Below are 26,602 nucleotides of genomic sequence, written 5' to 3'. Positions count from 1 at the left end.
TTACAGCTTTAAGCGCTGAGCTCTGCTTTCTTTTTGTGTATCGTCCTCTCCTAAGGAGATAATAATAGCCATTCCAAGTATGAAAAAGAATGCTAAAAAGAGGACGAACTTTGGAAAGAATGGGAACAAAAGCAATGCTCCCACAATCATGATTGTCAATGCCACATAGTGCAAGACATATTGGAATAGTTTGTCCATATTTTCGCCCCCTTTTTGGTCATTTGTTAGTAGTTTATGCATAGGAAAGAAAAAATAGAATAATTTTTATGATTTTATACATAAGGTTCATTTTCGAAGTGTATAAGAAAGAAAATTAAAAATATTTAAATAGAATGAATTGACAAAAAATAATCAGAGGTGTAATCTAATATAAATAAAACCTATCGGAAATATATGAATTAAATTATTACCCCCTCACGAACACTTATTTTTTAAAAGATAAAACAAATTTTTCCGATGGGTTTTATAGTTTTTGAGGGCGATTTAAGAAATACTTAAGAAAGTTAAGGTGGGGACAATGGAGAAAAAGTCAAAAAGATGGGCGAGTGTATTTTCGATTTTACTAGGTAGTTCACTTGTATTATCCGCTTGTGGGGGAGGAGAAGAAGAGGTTTCAACGGAACCTGCCAAGCAGCAGGACTTGAAGAATCTCAAAGTTGAAAAAATCGCAGCTACAGATAAGACGAAAGTTCCGGACAAAGCAAAAAACAGAAAGGATACGCTGATTGCTGGTATTTCGAAACCAGGGGGTGTTTTCTTACCATATTTTCAAGAGAACGGTTGGGATGGCAACGTAACATCTGTTATTTTTGCTTCCCTTGTTACAACAGATAAACAAGGGAAACCAGTTCCCGATTTAGCGGAAAAATGGGATGTTTCTTCCGATCAATTAACATACACATTCCACTTGCGTAAAGATGCAAAGTTTAGTGATGGTTCACCGTTAACAGCGGATGATGTAGCATTCACATTAACACTTTTACATGATCAAGCATATGAAGGTAGCGATTCTATTTTGCAATATGCGATTAAGGGGGGAAAAGATTACAGAGAAGGGACGGCAAATGCTATTGAAGGTATTCAAATTATTGACCCACAAACAATTACAATTACAACAGAGAAAGTAAATTCTCAAGCTTTACTCGCTTTAGGAGGACCAGTATTATCGAAGGCATATTACGGTAAGGACTATAAACAAAATACAAGTTTAGATTATTTAAAAGAGCTGTATGGTAAACCGCTTGCTGCGGGCCCTTATAAATTTGAAAAATATATTCCTGGGCAAGAAGTTCGTTTCGTAGCGAATGAACATTATTATGCAGGAGAACCAAAAATTAAAAATTTTATTTATAAAATTACGTCAGCAGATACGAAATTTCAACTATTCCAAACAGGTGAGATAGACTATACAGGTGTTGGAACAGGTGATGAAATTTTAGAACAAGTAAAAGGCTTAGGATTTGCCAATATTGAAATTGAGACGGCATCTTCATTCTCTTATATAAAAATAAATAGTAAAAAGCCATATTTAAAAGATAAAAAAGTTCGACAAGCACTTATCTATGGATTAGATCGTAAAAAGTATGTGGATACAGCCTTGAAAGGTTACGGTACGGTAGCAAACGTACCAATTCATCCAACTTCGTGGGCTTATACAGAAGATGGGATTAATAAGTATGAATATGACAAAGAAAAGGCGAAGAAATTATTAGATGAGGCGGGATGGAAAGTCGGTTCGGATGGAATTCGGGAAAAAGACGGTCAAAAATTAAAAGTAACATATTATGGTGGAAGTTCAGCAAAAGAGGGCGATCTATTCATCCCGATTGCGAAAGAGAATTATAAAGAAATAGGAATTGAGTTTAACCCAGAGTTTATGGATTTTAATACGATGCTTTCAAAAGTGAACAAGGGTGACTATGATTTAGCTGCTGTTGCAACTCCAATTACAGTAGATCCAAGCGAACCAGTTAGTGGTTATTCATCTGAAGGTGATGGAAACACGCTAGGATATAAAAATGAAAAAGTTGATGAGTTAATTCAAAAAGGGCTTGAAACAATTGATATCGAGAAAAGAAAACTGATTTATAAAGAACTATATAAAGAATTAAGTGATGATCCACCTGTTATTCTATTAAACTACCGTAAAATGATTACAGCTTACAACGCAAATATAAAAGGAATTGATCCTGAAAAATATGACAGCATTAGTTCTAATTTACCTGTATTATCAATTGAAAAATAAAGATAAGTCCGTATAAATAGAAGACATTTTTTTATTCGAAACGCTGAATGAAAAAATGTTCTTCTATTTTAAGTACATAAGATTGGGGAGACGAAGGGTGAAAACATATATCATTCGTAGGTTGTTACAAATGATCCCTACACTGTTTGGTACATCTATTATTATCTTCTTCTTATTCGCACTTTTACCAGGGGATTATATTGATTCGAATCCGAAGATTACGCCAGAAAGAGCTGCGGAGCTGAGGGAACTATATGGGTTAAACAAACCAATTATGGAACGTTACTTTCATTGGTTGGGTAATGCATTACAAGGGAACTTTGGTTTTTCTTTGCAATATCAAGAATCTGTAACATCGCTATTAAATAAATTTATTTGGAATTCGTTTATGGTAGCGATTGTAGCTTTATTTTTAATTTGGTTAATCGCGCTTATTGTCGGAGTATTTTCAGCCACAAAACAGCACTCCTTATTCGATAAGCTTGTGACAGTCGGAGTTTTTGCTGCAATGTCATTTCCGTCATTCTTTATTGGCTTATTTCTGATTAAAGTCTTTGCTGTAGATTTTCATTTGTTACCGATAGGTGGAATGATTGATGTTGGTAGTAATTCAACCGGTTTTGCTTATGTTTTAGAAGTTGCTAGACATATGATCCTACCAGTATTTATTTTGACACTTCTTAGTGTAGGGTCGTTAACTCGTTATTTTAGAACAAGTATGCTTGAGGTTGTAAGACAAGATTATATTCGCACAGCACGAGCAAAAGGGCTTAAGGAGAAGGCTGTTATTTATAAACATGCACTAAAAAATGCCATTTTACCAGCTATTACATTGCTTGCATTTGAACTACCAGGATTATTCTCTGGTGCAATTATTATTGAACAAATTTTTAACTGGCCTGGAATTGGAAGCGTTCAATTAGAGGCATTAAATTTTCGAGATTATACAGTATTAATGGGCTTTACAATGTTTCTTTCTGTTTTAACGATTGTTTCAAATTTCTTAGCGGATATTGTATATGCTGTTGTGGATCCACGCATTCGGTTGCAGTAAAGGGGGGAGAGAGATGGAAGTTGTTACAACAACTACAGAGATAAAGAAGAAAAAGAAAAGAAGAAATGAATCGTCGCCATGGCGACAGGCCCATAGGAAAATTAAGAAAAATAAAATGGCGTTAGTCGGGTTTTATGCATTAATTTTTATGTTTTTATTTTGTTTTATTGGACCATTCTTTTCACCATATGCATCTGGAAAAATACAAGTTACTTTAATAAATAAACCACCTAGCTTGTTACATTGGCTTGGTACAGATCAACTTGGAAGAGATGTATTAACAAGGCTTATGCAAGCGGGGCGTATATCACTAACAATTGGCTTGGCATCAATGGTTCTATCGGTAATTTTAGGTGCTTTATTAGGTGCCATTTCTGGTTTTTATCGAGGTATTGTTGACAACGTTATTATGCGCCTTGCCGATATTTTAATGTCAATGCCAGGATTACCTTTACTCATTATAATGGGAGCGATTTTATCAGAGTGGAAAATCCCATCAAACTACCGTCTTTATGTCATTATGATTATTTTAAGTTTGGTGGGTTGGCCAGGACTCGCTCGTCTTGTTAGAGGACAAATTTTGTCGCTTCGGGAACAATCCTTTATGCAAGCAGCTGATGTGTTAGGGTTGAAAGACTATCGTAAGATTGTGTATCACTTAATTCCGAACGTATTACCGTTATTGATAGTTGTATCTACCTTAGGGGTTGCAGGGTCTATTTTAGGGGAGTCAGCACTCAGTTATCTAGGTCTTGGAGTTGTTCCACCTACACCTTCATGGGGGAATATGATTCATGCAGCAAACTCACTAATTGATTTTCAAAAGCGTCCGTGGTTATGGATTCCACCAGGGTTTGCTATTTTTATAACCGTTATATCAATTAACTTACTTGGTGATGCACTTCGTGATGCATTAGATCCAAAGATGAAGCGGTAGGTGAAAAGAATGAGCAGAGCAATAGTAGAATTAAAAGATTTACAAACACACTTTCAAACAGAAGAGGGGATTGTGAAAGCTGTTAATCATGTGAGCTTTTCTGTTCGAGAGGGAGAAATTGTTTGTGTGGTTGGTGAATCAGGATGCGGGAAAAGTGTAACAGCTTTATCTATTATGGGGCTTATTGATGAATCCGGTCGTATTGTTGGTGGTGACATTCTTTACGAAGGAAAAAGCCTGTTAGGAATGAAAGAGAAGGAGCTTCGTAGTTTAAGAGGAAATGACATAACGATGATTTTTCAAGAGCCAATGACATCTCTTAACCCCGTATTTACTGTTGGGGAACAAATTGTTGAGACATTACGAGAACATGAACTTCTTAGTAAAAATGAAGCATATAAAAAAGCAATTGAACTCATTCGGAAGGTTGGGATTGCACGTGCAGATGAGATTGTTCATTCCTATCCACATGAATTAAGCGGCGGAATGTTACAGCGAATTATGATTGCGGTTGCTCTTAGTTGTAATCCTAAATTGTTAATTGCTGATGAGCCAACAACAGCTCTTGATGTTACAATTCAAGCGCAAATCTTAGATTTACTAAGACAAGTCAAAGAAGAATTCAAAACATCTATTTTATTCATTACACATGACTTAGGTGTTGTAGCAGAAATGGCGGATTATGTTGTTGTGATGTATGGTGGAAAAGTCATTGAAGAAGCGAAAGTATTAGAGCTATTCCAAAATCCGAAGCATCCATATACAAAAGGTTTATTAAAGTCAAAGCCAGTAATGGGAAAACGAACAGATAAACTGTATTCAATTCCTGGGCAAGTTCCAAACTTAGTTGGATTAGGGGAGTTTTGCTACTTTAGTGGTCGCTGTGAGCATTGTATGGATATATGTAGAAATGCAGCGCCAGACCTTAAGGAACATGAAAATAACCATAAAGTAGCATGCTGGTTATATGAGGAGCGTGCTGAGAGATGAGTGAACCATTATTAGAAGTAAAGAATTTAAAAACGTATTTTCCGGTGAAAGGCGGTGTATTTAGAAGGACAATTGGACATGTAAAGGCAGTAGATGGAGTTAGCTTTGCAATCAATAAAGGTGAAGTATTCGGTCTAGTTGGTGAATCTGGAAGTGGTAAAACGACGATTGGGAAAACCATTCTTCGTCTCGTTCCAAAAACAGAAGGTGAAGTGAAATTTAAAGGGGAAGATATTCACTTGTTATCGAAAGAAAAGCTGCGAAAATATCGCCCCAATATGCAACTTGTATTCCAAGATCCATTTAGTTCATTAAATCCAAGGATGCGAATTGGTGAAGCGCTTAGTGAACCAATGTTAGTTCATGGTTTAGCAACAAAGAAAAATGTTCGGGAAAAAGTGTTGGAAGTATTAGAATTGTGTGGATTAGCCCCATATCATATAGATCGTTATCCGCATGAATTTTCTGGAGGACAACGCCAGCGTATTGTGATTGCAAGGGCGATGGCATTAGATCCAGAATTTATTGTTGCCGATGAACCTGTTGCAGCGTTAGATGTATCGATTCAAGCACAAATTATTAATTTGTTTAGTGAGTTGCGTGAGAAAAAAGGTCTTTCCTACTTATTCATTTCGCATGATTTAAGCGTTGTTGAGCATTTATGTACGAAAATAGGGATTATGTATTTAGGGACAATTGTCGAAACAGCTTCTCGTGATCAATTGTATACGAATCCACTTCATCCGTATACAAAAGCGTTATTATCTGCGGTGCCAATTCCCGATCCAACTGTGAAGCGTGAACGAATCATTTTGCAAGGTGATGTTCCAAACCCAGCTAATCCACCATCAGGCTGTCGTTTCCATACGCGCTGCCCAATTGCAACAAATATTTGTAAGCAAGCTGTACCAGAATTTCGAGAAGTTGAGGAAGGACATCACGTTGCTTGTCATCATATGTAAATAAAAAGGCTCTTTCAAATGGTGAAAGAGCCTTTTTATCACTTGCTGGATGAAGGTTGTTTTAATACATATTGTTTAATTGCGTACGCAACGCCATGTTCATCATTTGTTAATGTCACTACATCACATAGTTTCTTTACATCTTCTTCGGCATTTCTCATTGCGACAGATAGACCTGCTATTTCAAGCATTGGCACATCGTTAAAGTTATCACCGATTGCCACGGTATCTCTAAGCGGAATGTTGAAATGTGCCGCCATTTCTCGTAGTCCATTTCCTTTATGACCGTCTTTATCCATAATTTCCAAGTTTGTTGGTGCTGACGCTGTAACCATAATCTCTTTATCTTTTTGTAAAGTTTGTAGTAGTGCCGAGCGGTGTCCGGCATGGAAAGTTAAAATAAAGAATTTAGATATTTCTAAGTCTGCATTACTTATAACATCTTCGATTTTTTGAAAATCAGTAATTAGATTCGATTTTTTTTGTTTTTCTGTAATTCTTTCCAATTCTTCTATTGTAATGTCAAGTTCATGCTTATTTTCTTCAAATGTACGCATAACTTGTTCATTCCAATTATAAGGAGCATAGACTCCTTGGTTTGTATATAATTTATATGGAAAACCTTCAGATTCTAGTAATTTTGCAAGCTTGTATACTTTATCATTTTGTAAACAGCGAGAATTAATTACATTTCCATCCACATATACAATTGCCCCATTGCTTGCTCCAACTGGAAGTGATAACTTATATTCTTCCAATACTTTTAAAGCATCTTCTTTTGCACGACCAGAGCAAATCATTACAATATGCCCAGCTTCTTGTGCAGCATGAATTGCTTGTAAGTTTTCTTTGGAGATTTCAAGATTAGATGATAAGAGTGTACCATCCATATCTAATGCGATTAATTTCAAAATGACCACCTCTTTGCTTTTATTATACATAGTTATGTTAAGGAAATATATCAACTTTGAGATAAAAAGTAGAAGTCAGGAAGTAATCTATTTTAAGGAGAGATAGGAAAAAATCGCTATCATTCGTTTATCCCGTAACAGACCGATTGGTGAGGGCTCATAATCAGTAGAGATGAAGAAAATCCTATTGATTAAAGTTTCACTTTAGTATGCTTATTTTTATGAGTGTAATACAAATGTTACATTTACATTACAAACAATGAAACGATAGAATCCTTTATATAAAAGGATATTAGTAGATATTTTTATTATCTTGTAAAAAAAACGTCATAAATTTTGCAAATGATGTTGCGGACGAAAGGGAGTTATGTTACATTAATGTTACAAACGTTACGCCGAGCGAATTATTGTAACGAAAAGATAAAAATTATGAATCAATCATTTCTTCAAAATGATATAGAGATGCATATAAAAGGAGAGGGAAAATATGAACAAAGAGCAAGTGTTACAAGTAACGAAAATGGATTTTTTAGGATCAGCAAGCGGGGCAGCGGCATTAACAGCATTCATCGTATTTTTAGCTAACGTTTTAGTGTAAGAATTGAAATACATATGCAAAACGAAGGGAGCATGAACAATATGGAAAACAAAGAAGCATTACAAGTAACAAAGATGGATTTCTTAGGATCAGCAGGTGGAGCAGCAGTATTAACAGCACTTATCGTATTTCTTTCAAGTGTTTTAGTATAATAAAATTTTTATACTTTATATATAAATAAAAGGAAGGGAGCATGAGGAATATGGAACAAGTATTACAAGTAACAAAGATGGATTTTTTAGGCACAGCAAGTGGGGCAGCCGTGTTAACAATGTTAATCGTATTCCTTGCAAATGTATTTGTATGATGAATAGAAATAGAAAGAATTTTTCATATTTAATTCGAACAATTATTTTAACAAGATAAAAGCTCTAACATATTAATTATTGATAATATGTTAGAGCTTTTTTTATTTTTGAGTGTTTTGTTGGAAATGAGCTAACTTTTAGATAGAAAAAAGTCGAATTTTATGTGGGAGAAAAAAAGAGGAATTTGACAGAAAAAATAGAAAAATTAAAAAGTCGCAAATTTGTTAGCTTGCTAACTAATTTGCTATTAGTATCTGAAAGAGTTTTCGAATGGTTGTAAGTATGTAATATTCAATTCATTTACAGGGGGATGAGAAAGTTATGAAACAACAATCTATGGATGCGTTGACTGCACAAATGGAGGATTTTTTCCCAGTACGTGATGTAGACCATGTAGAATTTTATGTAGGAAATGCAAAGCAGGCAAGTTATTATCTTGCAAGAGCATTTGGCTTCAAAATCGTAGCTTATTCTGGATTAGAGACAGGAAACCGCGAAAAGGTATCTTATGTTCTTGTACAAAAAAATATGCGCTTTGTTGTGTCTGGAGCATTAAATAGTGATAATCGTATCGCAGAATTTGTAAAACTTCATGGAGATGGGGTAAAAGACGTTGCGCTACTTGTTGACGATGTCGAGAAAGCATACTCAGAAGCTGTGAAACGAGGTGCTGTTGCAATTTCCCCTCCGGAAGAGTTAACAGATGAGAATGGAGCAATAAAAAAAGCAGTAATTGGTACGTATGGGGATACAATTCATACGCTTGTAGAGCGTAAAAACTATAAAGGAACATTTATGCCTGGCTATGAAAAAGCTGAGTTCGAAGTCCCATCAGAAGAAGCAGGTTTAATTGCTGTAGACCATGTTGTCGGTAACGTTGAGAAAATGGAAGAATGGGTTAGCTATTACGAAAATGTTATGGGCTTTAAACAAATGATTCATTTTGATGATGAAGATATTAGTACGGAATATTCTGCGTTGATGTCAAAAGTTATGACAAATGGAAGTCGTATTAAATTCCCGATTAATGAGCCTGCAGAAGGGAAACGAAAGTCGCAAATACAAGAATACTTAGAGTTTTACAATGGTGAGGGTGTACAACACCTTGCATTGTTAACAAATGATATTGTCAAAACAGTTGAAGCGCTTCGTGCCAATGGAGTTGAATTTTTAGACACACCAGATACGTATTATGAAGAATTAACGGCACGTGTCGGAGAAATCGATGAGGAAGTTGAAAAATTAAAAGAGCTTAAGATTTTAGTAGACCGTGATGATGAAGGATACTTACTACAAATTTTTACAAAACCGATTGTAGATCGTCCAACCTTATTTATTGAAATTATTCAGCGTAAAGGATCTCGTGGATTCGGAGAAGGGAACTTTAAGGCGTTATTTGAATCAATTGAAAGAGAGCAAGAACGTCGCGGAAACCTATAAAATGTATATCCACCAGTAAGAAATCGGACTGCTGGTGGATACGTTATTTGATGATAAGCAGGGAGGAGTATTGATGAAATTTGTTACGTTTCGTCTTCCTTCACAAGAGATGCGAGCAGGGTGGCTAGAAGGCGATCAAGTGATTGATATGAATATAGCAAGTGGTGGCGTACTTCCTTCTACAATGCTGGCTTTTTTAGAGAAAGCGAATGAGCACTTAGAGATTGCACGTCGTATTCAAAAGCCGACAAGTGGTATATACCCTTTAGAACATGTGGAACTTTGTGCTGCACTTCCAAATCCGAGCAGTATACGCGATTTCTATGCTTTTGAACAACATGTCAAAACAGCCCGTGGGCGTCGTGGTTTAGATGTCGTTCCTGAATGGTATGATATTGCGGTTTTTTATTTTACGAATCACCGTGCTGTAATCGGTCCAGATCATGTTGTCATTGGACCAAAGAATACTGAAAAGCTTGATTATGAATTAGAAATTGCTTGTGTTATAGGGAAAGAAGGTAGAGATATTCCGCGTGAACAAGCGGAAGAATATATTTTTGGTTATTGTATTATGAATGATTGGAGTGCAAGGGATTTACAGGCAAAAGAGATGAAAGTAGGGCTTGGGCCAGCAAAAGGAAAAGATTTTGCCACTTCATTAGGTGCTTATCTTGTTACAAAAGATGAGCTGGACATATATCGATTACAGGATCGTTATAACTTGGAAATGACCGCCCGTGTAAATGGAAATCTCTTATCCAAAGGGAATTTTCAAGATATTTATTATACGTTTGCAGAAATGATTGAGCGTGCCTCTGAAAATGTTACGTTATACCCTGGAGATGTAATAGGTTCTGGAACAGTAGGGACTGGATGCATTTTAGAATTAGGGACGGAGCAGTGGCTACAAGATGGCGATGTAGTAGAACTTGAAATTACAGGATTAGGTACACTGCGTAATACAATTAAAAAAGAGATGAAAGCAGGTGATGACCATGTATTATCGTCACATGGGAGAACTTCCCCATAAAAGACATGTACAATTTCGTAAAAAAGATGGATCACTTTACCGTGAACAAGTAATGGGAACAAAAGGTTTTTCGGGTACACAATCCATTTTATATCATCACTATATGCCGACAGAAGTAGAGCGCGCTACATTAGCGTATTCTTGTCAATTACAGTATGAAGAAGAGGGGGCGCTTTCGCATCGTCATTTTCGTACGAAGGAGAATCAAAAGAAAGGCGATGTAATAAGTGGTAGAAATTTTATATTAGGAAATGAAGATTTATTAATTGGTGTTGTACATCCGACGGAAAAAATGGACTATTTTTACCGCAATGGTGATGGAGATGAAATGTTATTTATCCATCATGGAACTGGGAAAATCGAAACGATGTTTGGAACGATTCATTATCGCAAAGGAGATTATATAACGATTCCAATCGGGACAATATATCGAATGATTCCGGACGAAGGTGAATCTAAGTTTCTTGTTGTAGAGGCGAATAGTCAAATTACAACACCGCGTCGTTATCGAAATGAGTATGGTCAGTTATTAGAACATAGCCCTTTCTGCGAGAGGGATATTCGCGGTCCAGAGAAACTGGAGACATATGATGAAAAGGGTGAATTTGTCGTTATGACAAAATCACGTGGATTTATGCATAAGCATGTTTTAGGTCATCATCCGTTAGATGTCGTTGGGTGGGACGGATATTTATATCCATGGGTCTTTAATATTGAAGATTTTGAACCGATTACAGGCCGTATTCATCAACCACCACCAGTTCATCAAACGTTTGAAGGGCATAACTTTGTTATTTGTTCTTTTGTACCTCGTTTATATGATTACCATCCTAAGGCTATTCCAGCACCGTATTATCATAGTAACGTGAATAGTGATGAGGTTCTGTATTATGTGGAAGGAAACTTTATGAGTAGGAAGGGGGTAGAAGAGGGGTCTATTACACTCCATCCAAGTGGAATTCCTCATGGACCGCATCCAGGTAAAACAGAAGCGAGTTTAGGGAAAAAGGAAACAATTGAATTAGCGGTTATGATTGATACATTCCGTCCGCTGCGCATTGTAAAACAAGCGCATGAAATAGAAGATGAAAAGTATATGTATAGTTGGATTGAAGAAAATTCGTATACAGTTAAATAGAAGAAAGAGCATGTTCAAAAAATGAACATGCTCTTTCTTTTTGGAATCGACAATGTATAGAATAGCAAAAATAACCAAAAAAAGATATAGGGATATAATGTTTGTTTATTTTTGATTGAGGTGTAATGCTGCAATATGTACGCGCTGCATACGATGTAATAAATGATGAGCGTCGTGTGTTTTTCACAATAGCAGGATATGTGTTTTGAAAATTTACATTTTTCTGTAATTGTTATAACATAATAAATGGCTAAATAAAGGGGGAAAAACATGAAGGAAACATGGCGTGAATTGAGAGGGATGGATCGTAATGTATGGATTCGATTTATAGGAGAAACGTTAAATGGAATTGCGATGATGATGTTGATGCCGTTTTTTGCATTGTATTTAAAAGATCGTGTAGATTCCTTATTTCAGGTAGGAATTATTATGGCGCTTTCTCCTATCGCAGCGAGTATCGGTTCTCTTATAGGGGGAAGAATTGCTGATATATATGGAAGAAAGCCCATTATGATTTTTTCGATGGCTAGTAATGCGCTCTTGATGCTCGGCTTTTTATTTATAGAAGGATTTATTCCTTATGCTATATTATCTATTCTTTTGGGATTTAGTAACTCGTTATTTCATCCAGCGGCGTCTGCAATGGTAGCTGATGTTACTGCACCTGAAAAAAGAACAGAGGCATATGGTCTATTGCGGATGGGACATAATATTGGGGCAGCAATTGGACCGATTCTGGGTTCATTGGTCGTTATACTATCAAAAGACCTTGTGTTTATGATTGCAGCATCTACTATGTTGTTTTATGCATTACTTGTCTTCCTATTGATTCGTGAAACAATGCCGAAAGCTCAGATTGCCCAATCAAAAGGTGAAAGTAAGCAAAGAGGTTCTGTTTGGAGAGTTGTTTTAAAAGATAGAGTTTTAATGGTTTATTTGTTGGCAGGAATTATTATTTCAATGGGATTTTCTCAAACGGAGGGAATGCTCCCGCTTCATTTTGATAATGAAATGAAAGATATATTGGGGAAAAATAATCCGTACCCATATTTAATGGCTTTAAATGGCCTACTAGTTGTTTTATTTCAATTTCAAATTTCTAAATGGGCAACAGATAAGCCGGTTGGGAAGACGATGTTATATGGTGCGTGGCTATTTGGATTTGGTTTGTTTTTTATAGGATGGGTACCAAAATGGTTTGGCAACTTTGGAACCAATGTGACAGTTCTCTTCATCATATTGCTAATTATATATGCTGTATACACATTAGGAGAGATGATTATGTCTCCTGTACAAATGACATTTGTTGCTAATTTAGCACCGGAACATTTACGCGGGACATATATGGGTGCAGCAAGTTTGCAATGGATTACAGGGAATGCGTTTGGGCCTCTTTTAGGAGGTGTGTTACTTGACCGCTTATTAGGGCACTTATTATTTACAATTTTAGCGATAGGCTGCATAGTAGCAGGTCTTGTATACATATCATTAGATCATCTTGTTGAAAAGAAGCAAAAGGAAAATGCAGTAAAGCAATCTTTATAATGAATAGGTGACATACACAAAAGGAATGAATTTTTCATATTTTAGGGCAGTAAGACTCCCGCCTCAAGATTCAGAAAGAAGCAAGGAAGATAGGTGGGAGTAGGGAGGCCCGTAACAGCCCGATTGGTGAAGGATCATAATCAGTGGGGGATGAAGCCCCCACTGATTAAAGTTTCACATTATATACTTCTAATAGAGAAACCAATACACGGTGCTTTTCTATTATTTGTGGAAGTTTCATTTTATTTCAAATAGAACTACCTATTTTTATAAAAAGTGCTAAAATAGAAAAATGAAAACAATTGGTTAGGGTGATTTCATTGACGAAAATTAAATTAGGTTTATTATATGGTGGGAAATCAGCAGAGCATCAAGTTTCATTACAAACAGCTCTAGCTGCTATTAAAGCATTAAATCAAGAAAAATTCGAGATTCATCCAATTTATATTACAGAGCAAGGCCAATGGATGCGTGGGGAACGCATTGAAGGCGAAGTAACAAGTGTGCAAGCTTTACAAATGAGTGGAGAAGCGAATGCCATTTCTCCGGTATCACTAAGTACAGAAATTATCCCTGCACCTGCTTCTAAGCAAGAGGAAGCAATTGATGTTATTTTCCCATTGCTACACGGGCCAAACGGTGAAGATGGAACGGTACAAGGACTATTAGAATTAATGAATATACCATATGTTGGGAATGGTGTGTTAGCATCAGCTGCTGGTATGGATAAAGTTGTGATGAAAAATATTTTTGCAGAGGCTGGATTAAACCAGGCAAAATATACATCTTTCGTTCGCAGTGTATGGGAGAAAAATCGTGAAGAAGCTTATGAAAAAGTAGAAGAAGCGCTAGGATATCCATGTTTTGTAAAACCAGCAAACCTTGGATCAAGCGTTGGTATTAATAAATGTAAAGATCGTGAAGAATTAGAGAAAGCATTTGAGGAAGCTTTCCAATTTGACCGTAAAATTATTGTAGAAGAAAATATTATCGGTCGTGAAGTGGAAGTGGGCGTTTTAGGAAATGATGATCCGAAATGTTCTGTTGTAGGTGAAATCGTACCTAAGAAAGAATTCTATGATTATAAATCGAAATATATTGATGGTGATACAGCATTAATTATCCCTGCTGAAATTACAGAAGAAGAAACAGCTACAATTCAACGAGATGCAATTCGTGCATTCCAAGCTTTGGATGGTGCAGGCTTAACAAGAGCTGACTTCTTTTTAACAAAAGATGGCGAAGTTTATATTAATGAAGTAAATACAATGCCAGGATTTACACCATTTAGTATGTTCCCGTTATTATGGCAACATACGGGGTTGTCATATCCAGAGTTAATTGAAGAATTAATTCGTTTAGCAATTGAGCGTCATAAGGAAAAACAAAAAATTAAATATACAATCTAACAAAAAAAGGGGGAAGCACTATTCACAAGAATAGTGCTTCCCCTATATAAGGAGTGTTTCATATGATAAAAAGAACGTTAAAGCAAATCGAGAAAATGGTAAATGGAACAGGCTTAGCAGAGAAATATTTTGATATGACTGCGCAAGGTGTTTCAATTGATACACGGAAAATGGAAAAAGGGAATGTATATGTGCCAATTCAAGGTGAACGTTTTGATGGTCATTCATTTGTAGAGAAAGCAATAGAGAGCGGTGCTGTAGCTACACTTTGGAAAAGAGATGTACAAAACCCACCTGCGAATATGCCAGTTATCTTTGTGGAAGATACATTGGAAGCATTGCAAATGTTAGCTAAAAACTATCGTGATCAATTGAATGTAAAAGTTGTTGGGGTAACAGGAAGTAATGGTAAGACATCTACAAAAGATATTGTGACGAGTCTTCTTGCAACTAAATTTAAAGTCCAAAAAACAGAAGGTAATTTTAACAATCATATCGGCCTACCTCTTACGATTTTAAATTTGGAAGAGGATACAGAAATTGCTGTTTTAGAAATGGGAATGTCTAGTAGAGGAGAAATTGAATTTTTATCTAAGTTAGCTCGTCCGAATGCAGCGATTATTACAAACATTGGCGAAGCTCATTTGATGGATTTAGGTTCTCGAGATGCAATTGCAGAAGCGAAGCTTGAGATTGTTACCGGATTACAAGAAGGTGGAGTATTTGTATATAACGGGGATGAGCCTTTATTAACAAATCGCGTACCGAAGATGGATTTAGCGGTAGAGACGATTACATTTGGAGATGCTAGAGCGAATGATTATTATCCAACTTCTGTGACATTACAAGCAACTGGGACGCATTTTACAATGAACCGAGATGAAAATGTATTGTTCTATTTGCCTGTTCTTGGGAAGCATAATGTATATAATGCACTTGCATCGATGGCAATTGCGAAATACTTTGGGGTGACATGGGAAGAAATGAAACAAGGTCTAGTGACGCTCCAAATGACAGGAATGCGTATGGAAGTTGTAAAAACAAATAGCGGATTAACAATTATTAATGATGCGTACAATGCAAGTCCAACTGCAATGGAAGCTGCTTTTCATTTGATGAATGGTTTAGATGGGTTTGCTAAAAAGATTGTTGTTCTGGGTGATATGTTAGAACTTGGAGATCAAGAAGTACAATTTCATTATGAGGTAGGTAAGCTCATTGATCCTGCACGAATTTCTTATGTATTCACATATGGTAGATTAGGAGCTCAAATTGCTGAAGGAGCAAAAATTAATTTCCCAAATGAACGTGTGAAGGCGTATGACAATAAGGAAGAATTAGTGAAAAATCTAAAAGATATTGTAGATATGGAAGATGTCGTGTTGGTGAAAGCATCTCGCGGGATGAAAATGGAAGAAATCATTACAATGTTGAAATAATTGGGGTATATAAATAGGAATGTTCATCACGAAAATAGCAGAAACTTATAATAAGCGCTTACAGTGAAAGTTGAAAAGAGAAAGTGAAGAAAAAAGCCCTATATTATGAAATAAGGTAACAGTTGGGGTTTGCTTTTTACACATACAAAACTTATAATTGATAAAGTGTAATAACGTTTAGAAGTATTTTCGTGACGAATATACGCCCGTTTATATACGTGAGCATTCAGGAAAAGGGCTTTTCCGCAAACACGGAAAAAGCCTTTTTTTAAATGATAAGTACTAGGATAAGAAAAGGAGAAGTAACATTGACAACATTTCGAGAATTAGGATTAAGCGATTCTTTACTGCAATCTGTTGAAAAAATGGGCTTTGAAGAGGCTACACCAATTCAAGCTGAAACAATTCCACATGCATTGCAAGGTAAAGACATTATTGGGCAAGCGCAAACAGGTACAGGAAAAACAGCTGCATTCGGATTACCACTATTAGAAAAAGTGGACACAAATAAAGAAATGGTTCAAGGAATTGTGATCGCGCCAACACGTGAATTAGCAATTCAAGTAGGTGAAGAACTTTATAAAATTGGTCAACATAAGCGCGTTCGTATTTTACCAATCTATGGTGGCCAAGATATTAACCGTCAAATTCGTGCACTAAAAAAACGTCCACACATTATTGTTGGTACGCCAGGACGTATTTTAGATCATATCAATCGTAAAACACTTCGTTTGCAAAATGTAGAAACGGTTGTTCTTGATGAAGCGGATGAAATGCTAAACATGGGCTTTATTGAAGATATTGAAGCGATTTTAACAGATGTGCCAGAAACGCATCAAACGCTATTATTCTCAGCGACAATGCCAGAGCCGATTCGTCGCATTGCGGAGCGTTTCATGACTGAGCCTCAGCACATTAAAGTAAAAGCAAAAGAAGTAACAATGCCAAATATCCAGCAGTTCTATTTAGAAGTACAAGAAAAGAAAAAATTTGACGTATTAACACGTTTATTAGATATTCAATCTCCAGAACTTGCAATCGTATTCGGTCGTACAAAGCGCCGTGTTGATGAATTATCAGAAGCACTAAACTTACGCGGTTATGCAGCGGAAGGGATTCATGGTGATTTAACACAAGCGAAACGCATGTCCGTACTTCGTAAATTCAAAGAAGGTTCTATTGAAGTTCTTGTTGCAACGGATGTAGCAGCACGTGGTCTTGATATTTCAGGTGTAACGCACGTATACAACTTTGACATTCCACAAGATCCAGAATCATACGTTCACCGTATTGGCCGTACGGGACGTGCTGGTAAAACGGGTCTTGCGATGTTATTTGTAACACCGCGTGAAATGGGACAATTGAAAAATATCGAGCGTACAACAAAGCGTAAAATGGATCGCATGAAAGCACCAACGCTGGATGAAGCATTAGAAGGGCAACAACGTCTAATTGCGGAAAAACTACAAAGTGCAATTGAAAATGACAATTTATCATACTACAAGCGTATTGCAGAAGAAATGTTAGAAGAAAATGATTCTGTAGCGGTTGTAGCAGCTGCTTTAAAAATGATGACAAAAGAGCCGGATACAACGCCAATCTCTTTAACATCAGAACCGCCTGTAATTTCACGTGGTTCTAAGAAACGAAGCGGCGGATATCGTGATGGTAACCGCAACCGTAGTCGTGAACGTGATGGCCGTAATCGCGATCGTAATCGCAGCCGTGGTCGTAAAGGTGAAGGTCGCTCTGGCTCTTCAAATGGACGTGGTGAAAGAAAGCATCATAGCCGTAAGCCACAAGCTTAATAAAAAAAGGATGATTTTTGAATCATCCTTTTTTTGTGCATATATGATACTAAAAAGAGAAGATGCAGCATAGTGAGAGCCCTTCCATTCTATAAGTTCTACATTAACGCGTGTTTTGTAAAAAAGGTGCCAAAATACCACCGATTAAGAGACCGGTTAAATGGCTGATGGGATTGGAAGAAGAATGAAAGAAAGTAAAGAGGAGAAGGATAAATAGAATTGAAAAAAATAACATGAGTTCCTTTCCGTTTGCATCGCGATAGTGGCTGTAAAAAATGAAAAGTTGTGCGCCGAGTAGACCAAATATGCTACCGGATGCCCCAGTATGGATATATGTAATGGACATAATGAGGTAAGAGAGAATATTACCGCTAATACCAGCGGTAAAAAAAATAATAGAAAAAGCGATGCTACCTAAGTATTTTTCAATTGAAAGGCCGAGAATAAGTAAACAAATCATATTTGAAAGAAAATGCTGAAAGTCGACGTGAAGAAAAAGGGAAGTTATAAATCGCCACCATTCTCCATTAGATATGTATTCATTGTAGGCGGCTAAAGTAGAGAAGAAAAAATGTCCCAATAGCATCATAAGCACTTGTAAGAAGAGTAAAGAGAAGGTGACGGGTTGTGAGCTGATTCGTATATATGGCAATATCCTTGGCATTTTATAATCCCACCTTTTGCATCGGAAAGATTCTCTGTTATTCTTACAATATGAATGAAGAGAGAGAAATAGAAGAAGGGGATTGTTAGAATGATTCTAGGTATTGGGATAGACATTATTGAGTTAAATCGAATTGAAAAGATGATAAATGGAAAACTGAACTTTATAGAAAGGATTTTGACTGAAACAGAACGCGACGTTGCTGCTAAGTTAAAGGGGAAGCGTCTTGTAGAATTTGTAGCTGGAAGATTTGCAGCAAAAGAGGCGTATTCTAAAGCTGTTGGAACGGGTATTGGAAAAGAAGTGAGTTTTTTAGATATTGAAATAAAAAATGATCAAAAAGGGAAACCAGTACTTTTTACAAATACGGAATATATTGTCCATCTATCCATTAGTCATAGTAGAGAATTCGCAGTTGCTCAAGTTGTTTTAGAAAGCCCGTCATGCTAGTCTGCATATTTTGAAGCTTTGTCTCATATATTTGAGGTAGCGATAGGGAAGAAATATCTTCCATTTATTTATGGGGCAAAGGGGCTGAAATGATGAAAAGGCAGCTATTTTTAGTGATTGTCGGTTTATTGACCGTTTTTGTGCTAGCGGGTTGTATGGAGAAGAAACAGGAAGATGTTGTGCGGGATTTAGAAGCGAAAGTGAAAGGGATGAAGAGCTACCAGGCTGAAGCAACATTGTCTATTAAGACGGGAAATGAGCCGCAAGAGTACAAAGTAGAAGTTTGGCACAAAGAGCCTGCTTATTACCGTGTGAATTTGAAAAATGCGAAGAAAGATCAAAGTCAAATTATTTTAAGAAACAATGAAGGTGTGTTTGTGTTAACACCATCTCTTAATAAAAGTTTTCGCTTCCAAAGCGATTGGCCACAAAATAGCAGTCAAGCTTATTTATATGAGTCGCTTGTAAGGGACATCTTAAAGGATAAGAAGAATCTCTCGTTTAAAAAGACCGATAAATACTATGTATTTAAGACAAAAACGAATTATCATCATCAAAACATGTTACCACAGCAGGAAATAAAATTGAATAAGAGTGATTTAGCACCTGTTTCAGTAAAACTAATGGATAACGATCAAAATGTTCTTGTGAAAGTCGACTTCTCAAAGGTGAAATTTGATGCAAAATTTGATAAAGGTGCTTTTGATATGAAACAAAATATGTCAAGAGCACAAATGGATGTACAAACAACTGTGAAAGAAGATAAGTCATTTGCTATTTTATATCCGCGCGATACCCCGCAAGGTGTTGTTTTAAAAGAAGAGAAAGAGTTAAAGACAGACAGTGGCAAGCGTGCGATTCTCACATACACTGGAGAGAAGAAATCTTTTACTTTAATACAAGAAAAGGCAAAAGCTGCGGAGGCTTCGTCGCCAATTCGTGTAAGTGGAGAGTTAGTTGACCTAGGCTTTACAATTGGCGCATTAACAAAGGACTCCTTAACATGGTCTCATAACGGAGTGGAATATATGCTTGTGTCTAAAGGTTTAAAACAAGAAGAGTTGTTAATGGTTGCTCGTTCTGTTACAGAAAAGCAGGTGAAATGACCTTTTTTAGACGTGGTGATATATACACCACGTTTTTTTCTTACTTCAAGGAATGGATTTCGTGAAAAGTTGCATATAAAAGAATAAGCTTCGTATATCTTATATAAGGAAGTGTTTTTTTATGGAAGAATTATCGTTTTACCGTGATACGTGGGTTGAAGTAGACTTGGATGCAATTTATAACAATGTTACGCGCATTAAAGAATTAATCCGAGATGATGTAGAGATTTTTGCTGTAGTAAAAGGGAATGCATATGGACATGGCTATGTACCAGTAGCCAAAACAGCATTAGAGGCCGGAGCGACAAGATTAGCAGTTGCGTTTTTAGATGAAGCTTTGATCCTTCGGCGTGCAGGTATTACAGCACCTATTTTAGTATTAGGTCCCTCAGCGCCACGCGATGTAAATGTAGCTGCGGAACATGATGTTACATTAACTGTGTTTCAAAAAGAATGGGTGGAAGAAGCGATAAAACTTTGGAATAGTCCAGTTTCAATGAAATTTCATCTTAACTTTGATAGTGGTATGGGGAGAATTGGGATTCGTGAGCGCGGGGAATTAGAAGGATTTTTAAGAAGTTTAGAAAATGCTCCATTTCTAGAGTTTGAAGGAGTTTATACACATTTTGCAACAGCGGACGAAGTAGAGACATCGTACTTTGATAAACAATACAATACATTTTTAGAGCAACTGAGTTGGTTGGAAAAACTTGGAGTAAGTCCGAGGCTTGTTCATGCAGCGAATAGTGCAGCTACTTTGAGATTCCATGGAATTACATTTAATGCTGTTCGGATCGGAATTGCAATGTATGGGGTAACACCATCTATAGAAATAAGCCCTTTTTTACCAATACAATTAGAAGCGGCCCTTTCTCTTCATTCAACTGTTGCACATATTAAGCAAGTTATGAAAGGAGATGGGGTTAGCTATGGTGTTACGTATCAGACGAGGACGGAGGAGTGGATTGCTACCATACCGATTGGTTATGCGGATGGCTGGCTTAGAAGATTACAAGGATTTAAAGTGCTTGTAAATGGAAAACGAGTTCCGATTGTAGGTAGAGTTACAATGGACCAATTGATGTTGCGTCTTCCTTATAAAGTTTCTCTTGGTACAAAAGTCACACTTATTGGCAAACAAGGGAGTGAATATATTCACGCAGCAGAAGTTGCGGAGTACACAAGTACGATTAATTACGAGATTATAACAACGACTAGTTTTCGTGTACCGCGTATATTCATTCGAAATGGGAAAGTAGTAGAAGTAATCAACTATTTGAATGATATATAAAAGAAGTATTTAAGATTAGCTCGTAGGCATAAAGGTATTATATGATGTTGAAATTAGAAAAGGAAAAATAAAAGAGAATGAATGTTTTGTTTGTGAATTGGAAAACATAAGCAAGGAATAAGGAAGTCTTTGCAACAGGCTCCATACAATGGTATTATTACAATAGGTGTCATATATATTTGAGTGTGTAGTTGACGGTGGAGGTGTATTTTTGTGTCCGAATCAAGTGTAACTACTGAAATCGTGGTTCGGTTGCCAAAGCAAGTGGTGACGGAATTGGACGGGATTGGAAAACAAGAGAATAAGAATCGCCATGAACTAATTTGCCAGGCAACACAACTGTTATTGCGTCAACATAAGACGAAAAAACGCTACCAACATGAATCAATGCGACGTGGGTACATTGAAATGGGAAAAATTAATCTTGGTATTGCATCTGAAGCTTTCTTAGCAGAGTATGAAGCAGCTCATACAGTAGAACGCTTAGTAAGCGGGGGGTAATATTTTGATTGTAAAACGCGGCGACGTGTATTTTGCAGACCTTTCCCCAGTTGTTGGTTCTGAGCAAGGAGGCGTTCGTCCGGTTCTTGTCATTCAAAATGACATCGGAAATCGTTTTAGTCCGACTGTGATTGTAGCAGCGATTACTGCACAGATTCAGAAAGCAAAATTGCCCACGCATGTGGAGATTGATGCGAAGAAGTACGGATTTGAGAGGGATTCTGTGATCTTGCTCGAGCAGATTCGAACAATTGATAAGCAACGCTTAACGGACAAAATCACACGTTTAGATGAAGTGATGATGATTCGTGTAGATGAGGCTTTACAAATTAGTTTAGGACTAATAGATTTTTAAATCGGCAGTTTAAGTTGCTCTTTGTAGGGGCAACTTTTTTTATTAGAGGAGGTTTCGATTATATATGGAAATGGTAGATAATCGTCAAGTGTTAATGAAAATGTTAGTAAAAGAATTAGGCTTTACTGAAAAACAAATTCGTCATGTGATTCAATTAACAGAAGAGGGTAACACAGTTCCATTTATTGCTCGTTACCGAAAAGAATGGACAGGTTCTTTAGATGAAGTGCAGATTCGTGCAATCTTAGATAGATGGCAGTATGTCATGCAACTCGAAGAGCGAAAAGAAGAAGTGATTCGTCTAATCGAGGAAAAGGGTAAATTGACAGAAGAGTTGCACCAACAGATTATTGCTGCAACAAAATTACAGGAAGTAGAGGATTTATACCGTCCTTATAAAGAAAAGAGAAGAACAAAAGCAACGATCGCAAAGGAAAAAGGGCTAGAGCCGTTAGCAGAATGGTTATTGCTATTTTCAAAAGAGGAACCGCTATTTAAAGCAAAGTCCTTTATAAATACTGAGAAAAAAGTGGACTCGGCAGAGGACGCATTGCAAGGAGCGCAGGATATTATTGCGGAAATGATTTCAGATGACGCTTCCTATCGCACTTGGATTCGAAATGTTACGTTTAAAAAGGGAATGATTTCTTCTTCTGTGAAAGATGAAGAAAAAGATGAAAAGAACATATATGAGATGTATTACGGTTATGAAGAAGCAATCCAAAAAATTGTACCACATCGTGTGCTAGCTATGAATCGTGGTGAAAAAGAAGAGATATTAAAAGTTTCTATTGTGCCGCCTGTAGAAGAAGTGCTTCGTTTTTTACATAAGAAAGTGATTTGTGATGAATCTTCGAAAAGTGCCATGTATGTACAATTAGCGCTTGAAGATGGATATAAACGTTTAATTCAGCCGTCGATTGAAAGGGAAATTCGTAAGGAATTAACAGAAGTAGCAGAAGAGCAAGCGATTCATATTTTTGCTGAGAATTTGCGTAACTTATTATTGCAGCCGCCTATGAAAGGGAAAGTCGTATTGGCGGTAGATCCTGCATATAGAACAGGCTGTAAATTAGCAGTAGTCGATGATACAGGAAAGGTACTGCATATTGATGTCATTTATCCGCATCCGCCTGTGAAAAAGTACGATGATGCAAAACAGAAAGTTCTTTCTATTATAAATCAGTATAAAGTACAAATGATTGCAATTGGAAATGGAACAGCTTCAAGGGAAACAGAAGAATTTATTGTGGATGCCTTGCAAGATGTTAAACAAGATGTATTTTACATGATTGTCAATGAGGCGGGAGCTAGTGTATATTCAGCTTCTGATTTAGCACGTGAAGAATTTCCGGATTTACAAGTTGAGGAGAGAAGTGCGGTTTCAATTGGTCGTCGTTTACAAGATCCGCTTGCTGAATTGGTAAAGATAGATCCAAAATCAGTTGGAGTGGGGCAATATCAACATGATGTATCGCAAAAGAGATTGAACGAATCATTAACATTTGTAGTAGAAACAGCTGTTAACCAAGTTGGGGTAAATGTAAATACAGCTTCGGTGCCACTATTGCAATATGTATCAGGATTATCCAAAACAGTTGCGAAAAATATTGTTGTAAAACGCGAAGAGAATGGAAAATTTACAAATCGTGCAGAACTTAAGAAAATACCGCGACTAGGTGCGAAAACATATGAACAATGTATCGGTTTCTTACGGATACTAGAAGGAGAAAACCCATTAGACCGAACAAGTATTCATCCTGAACAGTATAAGAATGTTGAATTGCTATTAAACAAAATAGGGTTAACAATTCAAGATGTAGGAACACCAGAACTACAAAAACGTTTAGAAGGAGTAGACGTTTCGAAATTATCTTCAGAAACCAATATCGGTGAACCTACTTTAATGGATATTATAGATGCTTTAATTAGCCCTGAACGCGACTTACGTGATGAATTACCGAAACCGTTGCTTAAAAAAGGTATTTTGAAACTAGAAGATTTAAAGCGCGGTATGGAATTAGAAGGGACTGTTCGAAACGTTGTTGATTTCGGTGCTTTTATAGATATTGGTGTGAAGCAAGATGGATTGGTACATATTTCTAAGTTAAGTAAGCAATTTGTAAAGCATCCATTAGATATTGTGTCGGTTGGACAAATTGTAAAGGTATGGGTAGATGATGTGGATATGAAAAAGGGACGTGTAGCTTTATCCATGTTGCCTATCGAGTAAGAAAGAAAAGAGAGCAGAAAAGATTGCTCTCTTTTCTTTATGGTAGTTTGCGTGATAAAAAAATAAGTATTCGTTAGGAACGTGGAAGTGCAGTCGAATTTTGATTTGTGTTGCTATAATAAAACCAGCATTCATTTAAAAGCTTAATTTGATACCGGTTTTTTTCAAAATATGCACGCTGCATTTGTTTTCGAAGCCATGTGGGCACGCGTATCCCTCCTTGTTTTATCCTACTCAAATAAGTAGTTTCTTTGTGTGAAAAGGCATATAGATGTGTTGTGTTAGAAACGCCCTATAAGAGTTTAGGGAAGAGACTTCTATCATTTATCCCGCCATTTTAGGACAGTAAGACTCTCGCCTCAAGATGCAGAGAGAAGCAAGGAAGATAGGTTGGAAGCCCTACTGCCGGTAACAAACAGCCCGGTTGGTGAAAGTTTATAATCAGTAGAGATGAAGAAACCTACTGATTAAAGTTTCACTTTATAGAAGTTCTGCCTTTTGTATGAGGATGGGTATATGTACTATTTAATATATGTATCAAAAGCAAGAAAAGTGTAAATTTATTTTTCATTTGGGAGGAATACAGGTGAATGACAAAGAAATTCAAAGACTTGTAGAAGAAATATCATTACGATATTTTGAAATGCCATTTTTACATAGAGCGACATTTAATATGCGATTACGGACAACAGGCGGGCGATATGTATTAAAAAGTCATAATATAGAACTGAATTATCATTACTACAAATTATACGGGAGAGAAGAATTGATTGGAATCATTAAGCATGAACTATGCCATTATCATTTGCATATTGAAGGAAAAGGATATCAGCATAGGGATCGTGACTTTCGTCAACTATTAGAAAAAGTGGATGCACCTCGATTTTGTAAGAGAATGCCTGTATCAAATAAAGGAGAGAGAACGTATGTATATGAATGTGTGGAGTGTTCGTTTCAATATGTACGTAGGCGTCAAATGAATATAAGAAAATATGTGTGCGGAAGGTGCAAGGGGAAAGTAAAACAAATTGAAAAACGCCTTGACAGTTAAAAAGCAATCCAGTATATTATAAGCATGTCACGTTTGAACAAAATGTAAAAAAACATCTTGACTTACAACGTGAAATTTTATAAGATACAAATTGTCTTTATTCCGCAGTAGCTCAGTGGTAGAGCTATCGGCTGTTAACCGATCGGTCGTAGGTTCGAGTCCTACCTGCGGAGTTATACAGAGAAGTACCCAAGAGGCTCAAGGGGCTCCCCTGCTAAGGGAGTAGGTCGCTAACGCGGCGCGAGGGTTCGAATCCCTTCTTCTCTGCCATTTATTGGCCCGTTGGTCAAGTGGTTAAGACACCGCCCTTTCACGGCGGTAACACGGGTTCGAATCCCGTACGGGTCACCACTTTTGGAGGATTAGCTCAGCTGGGAGAGCACCTGCCTTACAAGCAGGGGGTCGGCGGTTCGATCCCGTCATCCTCCACCATATCTTGCATAGAAATAGGTAGATTAAGTTCAAATGGTCCCGTGGTGTAGTGGTTAACATGCCTGCCTGTCACGCAGGAGATCGCCGGTTCGACCCCGGTCGGGACCGCCATTTCAACTTCTGCTATCAGCAGTTGTTTTTTATTTGTTTCTATGATATAATATTTTGCATTACAAAAAAAATGATGGGCTATAGCCAAGCGGTAAGGCAACGGACTTTGACTCCGTCATGCGCTGGTTCGAATCCAGCTAGCCCAGCCATTTATGAGCCATTAGCTCAGTTGGTAGAGCATCTGACTTTTAATCAGAGGGTCGAAGGTTCGAGTCCTTCATGGCTCACTCTTTTTTATTTCCGCGGGTGTGGCGGAATTGGCAGACGCACCAGACTTAGGATCTGGCGCCTTTGGCGTGGGGGTTCGACTCCCTTCACCCGCATACGCGGTCGTGGCGGAATGGCAGACGCGCTAGGTTGAGGGCCTAGTGGGGGCAACCCCGTGGAGGTTCAAGTCCTCTCGGCCGCACCAAAGAAAAATAAAAAAGTGCTTGCAATTAAAAATGTGTTATGATAAGATGATTAAGTCGCTAAGAGATGGCGATGAAAAATATTACAAATAAGCGCCCGTAGCTCAATTGGATAGAGCGTTTGACTACGGATCAAGAGGTTAGGGGTTCGACTCCTCTCGGGCGCGCCATTAACGGGAAGTGG

At 37.1% G+C, this 26,602-nt stretch carries 26 protein-coding genes and 10 tRNA genes; 32 read left to right on the top strand and 4 right to left on the bottom strand.

The window, feature by feature from the left end; genetic code table 11:
• Positions 1-198: a hypothetical protein gene (locus MR056_RS16860; RefSeq protein WP_041809369.1), complete on the bottom strand. Its 198-nt coding sequence runs from the start codon at positions 196-198 to the stop codon at positions 1-3.
• 319 nt (positions 199-517) lie between these two features.
• Between MR056_RS16860 and MR056_RS16855 the strand changes: the two genes are divergently transcribed.
• From MR056_RS16855 to MR056_RS16835, 5 genes are all read left to right on the top strand, one after another.
• Positions 518-2,245, top strand: coding sequence for an ABC transporter substrate-binding protein (locus MR056_RS16855; RefSeq protein WP_048721285.1), 1,728 nt, complete (start codon positions 518-520; stop codon positions 2,243-2,245).
• A 97-nt stretch (positions 2,246-2,342) separates the two neighbouring features.
• Entirely contained in the window at positions 2,343-3,299 is a 957-nt protein-coding gene (locus MR056_RS16850; protein ID WP_048721288.1) for an ABC transporter permease, read from the top strand.
• 13 nt (positions 3,300-3,312) lie between these two features.
• Positions 3,313-4,236 carry an oligopeptide ABC transporter permease gene (gene opp4C / locus MR056_RS16845; protein WP_011983348.1) on the top strand — a complete coding sequence of 308 codons (924 nt, stop codon included), beginning with the start codon at positions 3,313-3,315 and terminating at the stop codon, positions 4,234-4,236.
• Positions 4,237-4,245: 9 nt separating this feature from the next.
• Complete coding sequence (locus tag MR056_RS16840; RefSeq protein WP_011983349.1) at positions 4,246-5,226, top strand: ABC transporter ATP-binding protein; 981 nt, start codon at positions 4,246-4,248, stop codon at positions 5,224-5,226.
• The gene (locus MR056_RS16835) at positions 5,223-6,188 is read left to right on the top strand and encodes an ABC transporter ATP-binding protein (RefSeq protein WP_011983350.1); all 966 of its coding nucleotides are present in this window, start codon (positions 5,223-5,225) and stop codon (positions 6,186-6,188) included. The genes MR056_RS16840 and MR056_RS16835 overlap by 4 nt, the downstream gene beginning before the upstream one ends.
• 38 nt (positions 6,189-6,226) lie before the next feature.
• On the opposite strand, the gene MR056_RS16830 is transcribed toward MR056_RS16835, so the two are convergent.
• On the bottom strand, positions 6,227-7,099 hold the full coding sequence (locus tag MR056_RS16830; RefSeq protein WP_011983351.1) for a Cof-type HAD-IIB family hydrolase: 873 nt from the start codon (positions 7,097-7,099) through the stop codon (positions 6,227-6,229).
• Positions 7,100-7,586: 487 nt separating this feature from the next.
• On the opposite strand from MR056_RS16830, the gene MR056_RS16825 reads away from it, so the two are divergent.
• From MR056_RS16825 to MR056_RS16780, 10 genes are all read left to right on the top strand, one after another.
• Positions 7,587-7,697 carry a DUF3948 family protein gene (locus MR056_RS16825; RefSeq protein ID WP_011983352.1) on the top strand — a complete coding sequence of 37 codons (111 nt, stop codon included), beginning with the start codon at positions 7,587-7,589 and terminating at the stop codon, positions 7,695-7,697.
• Between the two features lie 32 nt (positions 7,698-7,729).
• Positions 7,730-7,849, top strand: coding sequence for a DUF3948 family protein (locus MR056_RS16820; RefSeq protein WP_087094354.1), 120 nt, complete (start codon positions 7,730-7,732; stop codon positions 7,847-7,849).
• A gap of 41 nt (positions 7,850-7,890) precedes the next feature.
• The gene (locus tag MR056_RS16815) at positions 7,891-8,004 is read left to right on the top strand and encodes a DUF3948 family protein (RefSeq protein ID WP_011983354.1); all 114 of its coding nucleotides are present in this window, start codon (positions 7,891-7,893) and stop codon (positions 8,002-8,004) included.
• A 322-nt stretch (positions 8,005-8,326) separates the two neighbouring features.
• Positions 8,327-9,445 carry a 4-hydroxyphenylpyruvate dioxygenase gene (hppD, locus tag MR056_RS16810; protein ID WP_011983355.1) on the top strand — a complete coding sequence of 373 codons (1,119 nt, stop codon included), beginning with the start codon at positions 8,327-8,329 and terminating at the stop codon, positions 9,443-9,445.
• A gap of 73 nt (positions 9,446-9,518) precedes the next feature.
• Entirely contained in the window at positions 9,519-10,475 is a 957-nt protein-coding gene (locus MR056_RS16805) for a fumarylacetoacetate hydrolase family protein (RefSeq protein WP_011983356.1), read from the top strand.
• Entirely contained in the window at positions 10,441-11,613 is a 1,173-nt protein-coding gene (locus MR056_RS16800) for a homogentisate 1,2-dioxygenase (RefSeq protein WP_011983357.1), read from the top strand. Before MR056_RS16805 ends, MR056_RS16800 begins: the two co-directional genes overlap by 35 nt.
• 270 nt (positions 11,614-11,883) lie before the next feature.
• Positions 11,884-13,158, top strand: a complete 1,275-nt coding sequence (locus MR056_RS16795) for an MDR family MFS transporter (protein ID WP_011983358.1) — start codon at positions 11,884-11,886, stop codon at positions 13,156-13,158.
• Between the two features lie 320 nt (positions 13,159-13,478).
• The gene (locus MR056_RS16790) at positions 13,479-14,567 is read left to right on the top strand and encodes a D-alanine--D-alanine ligase (protein WP_011983359.1); all 1,089 of its coding nucleotides are present in this window, start codon (positions 13,479-13,481) and stop codon (positions 14,565-14,567) included.
• Between the two features lie 62 nt (positions 14,568-14,629).
• Positions 14,630-16,006 (top strand): UDP-N-acetylmuramoyl-tripeptide--D-alanyl-D-alanine ligase, encoded by a 1,377-nt coding sequence (locus MR056_RS16785; protein ID WP_011983360.1) that lies wholly within the window; start codon positions 14,630-14,632, stop codon positions 16,004-16,006.
• A gap of 308 nt (positions 16,007-16,314) precedes the next feature.
• Positions 16,315-17,814, top strand: a complete 1,500-nt coding sequence (locus MR056_RS16780) for a degradosome RNA helicase CshA (protein WP_048721298.1) — start codon at positions 16,315-16,317, stop codon at positions 17,812-17,814.
• 103 nt (positions 17,815-17,917) lie between these two features.
• Here MR056_RS16780 and MR056_RS16775 read toward each other — a convergent pair whose 3' ends face one another.
• Positions 17,918-18,478 (bottom strand): rhomboid family intramembrane serine protease, encoded by a 561-nt coding sequence (locus tag MR056_RS16775; RefSeq protein ID WP_048721301.1) that lies wholly within the window; start codon positions 18,476-18,478, stop codon positions 17,918-17,920.
• A gap of 90 nt (positions 18,479-18,568) precedes the next feature.
• Between MR056_RS16775 and acpS the strand changes: the two genes are divergently transcribed.
• The 6 genes from acpS to MR056_RS16745 all read left to right on the top strand — a co-directional run bounded on the left by acpS (position 18,569) and on the right by MR056_RS16745 (position 24,414).
• Positions 18,569-18,928, top strand: coding sequence for a holo-ACP synthase (acpS, locus tag MR056_RS16770; RefSeq protein WP_011983363.1), 360 nt, complete (start codon positions 18,569-18,571; stop codon positions 18,926-18,928).
• A 155-nt stretch (positions 18,929-19,083) separates the two neighbouring features.
• A complete protein-coding gene (locus MR056_RS16765) occupies positions 19,084-20,034 on the top strand; it encodes a LolA family protein (RefSeq protein ID WP_041810183.1) in 951 nt (316 codons plus the stop codon).
• Positions 20,035-20,155: 121 nt separating this feature from the next.
• Positions 20,156-21,325, top strand: coding sequence for an alanine racemase (alr, locus tag MR056_RS16760; RefSeq protein ID WP_011983365.1), 1,170 nt, complete (start codon positions 20,156-20,158; stop codon positions 21,323-21,325).
• Between the two features lie 213 nt (positions 21,326-21,538).
• Positions 21,539-21,826 (top strand): antitoxin EndoAI, encoded by a 288-nt coding sequence (locus tag MR056_RS16755; RefSeq protein WP_000004571.1) that lies wholly within the window; start codon positions 21,539-21,541, stop codon positions 21,824-21,826.
• Positions 21,827-21,830: 4 nt separating this feature from the next.
• Positions 21,831-22,181, top strand: coding sequence for a type II toxin-antitoxin system endoribonuclease NdoA (ndoA, locus tag MR056_RS16750; protein WP_242136590.1), 351 nt, complete (start codon positions 21,831-21,833; stop codon positions 22,179-22,181).
• 64 nt (positions 22,182-22,245) lie between these two features.
• Entirely contained in the window at positions 22,246-24,414 is a 2,169-nt protein-coding gene (locus tag MR056_RS16745) for a Tex family protein (RefSeq protein ID WP_011983366.1), read from the top strand.
• A 73-nt stretch (positions 24,415-24,487) separates the two neighbouring features.
• On the opposite strand, the gene cmpA is transcribed toward MR056_RS16745, so the two are convergent.
• Entirely contained in the window at positions 24,488-24,622 is a 135-nt protein-coding gene (cmpA, locus tag MR056_RS16740) for a cortex morphogenetic protein CmpA (RefSeq protein WP_087097560.1), read from the bottom strand.
• 378 nt (positions 24,623-25,000) lie between these two features.
• On the opposite strand from cmpA, the gene MR056_RS16735 reads away from it, so the two are divergent.
• The 11 genes from MR056_RS16735 (at position 25,001) to MR056_RS16685 (ending at position 26,588) form a co-directional block, all read left to right on the top strand.
• Positions 25,001-25,465 carry a SprT family protein gene (locus MR056_RS16735; protein WP_011983367.1) on the top strand — a complete coding sequence of 155 codons (465 nt, stop codon included), beginning with the start codon at positions 25,001-25,003 and terminating at the stop codon, positions 25,463-25,465.
• Positions 25,466-25,566: 101 nt separating this feature from the next.
• Positions 25,567-25,638: transfer RNA gene (locus MR056_RS16730), tRNA-Asn, on the top strand.
• 6 nt (positions 25,639-25,644) lie between these two features.
• Positions 25,645-25,735 (top strand) — tRNA-Ser (locus MR056_RS16725).
• A gap of 6 nt (positions 25,736-25,741) precedes the next feature.
• Positions 25,742-25,816, top strand: a tRNA-Glu gene (locus MR056_RS16720).
• A gap of 5 nt (positions 25,817-25,821) precedes the next feature.
• Positions 25,822-25,897, top strand: a tRNA-Val gene (locus MR056_RS16715).
• A 35-nt stretch (positions 25,898-25,932) separates the two neighbouring features.
• Positions 25,933-26,008 (top strand) — tRNA-Asp (locus MR056_RS16710).
• A gap of 74 nt (positions 26,009-26,082) precedes the next feature.
• A tRNA-Gln gene (locus MR056_RS16705) sits at positions 26,083-26,157 on the top strand.
• Between the two features lie 5 nt (positions 26,158-26,162).
• Positions 26,163-26,235 (top strand) — tRNA-Lys (locus MR056_RS16700).
• A 15-nt stretch (positions 26,236-26,250) separates the two neighbouring features.
• Positions 26,251-26,331 (top strand) — tRNA-Leu (locus tag MR056_RS16695).
• A gap of 3 nt (positions 26,332-26,334) precedes the next feature.
• Positions 26,335-26,420: transfer RNA gene (locus MR056_RS16690), tRNA-Leu, on the top strand.
• A gap of 91 nt (positions 26,421-26,511) precedes the next feature.
• Positions 26,512-26,588 (top strand) — tRNA-Arg (locus MR056_RS16685).
• Positions 26,589-26,602 lie beyond the last annotated feature (14 nt).

Origin of the sequence: Bacillus cereus group sp. BfR-BA-01360 (assembly GCF_022663595.1) — a bacterium.
Classification (GTDB): domain Bacteria; phylum Bacillota; class Bacilli; order Bacillales; family Bacillaceae_G; genus Bacillus_A; species Bacillus_A cytotoxicus.
This window is presented reverse-complemented; position numbering and strand designations above follow the sequence as displayed.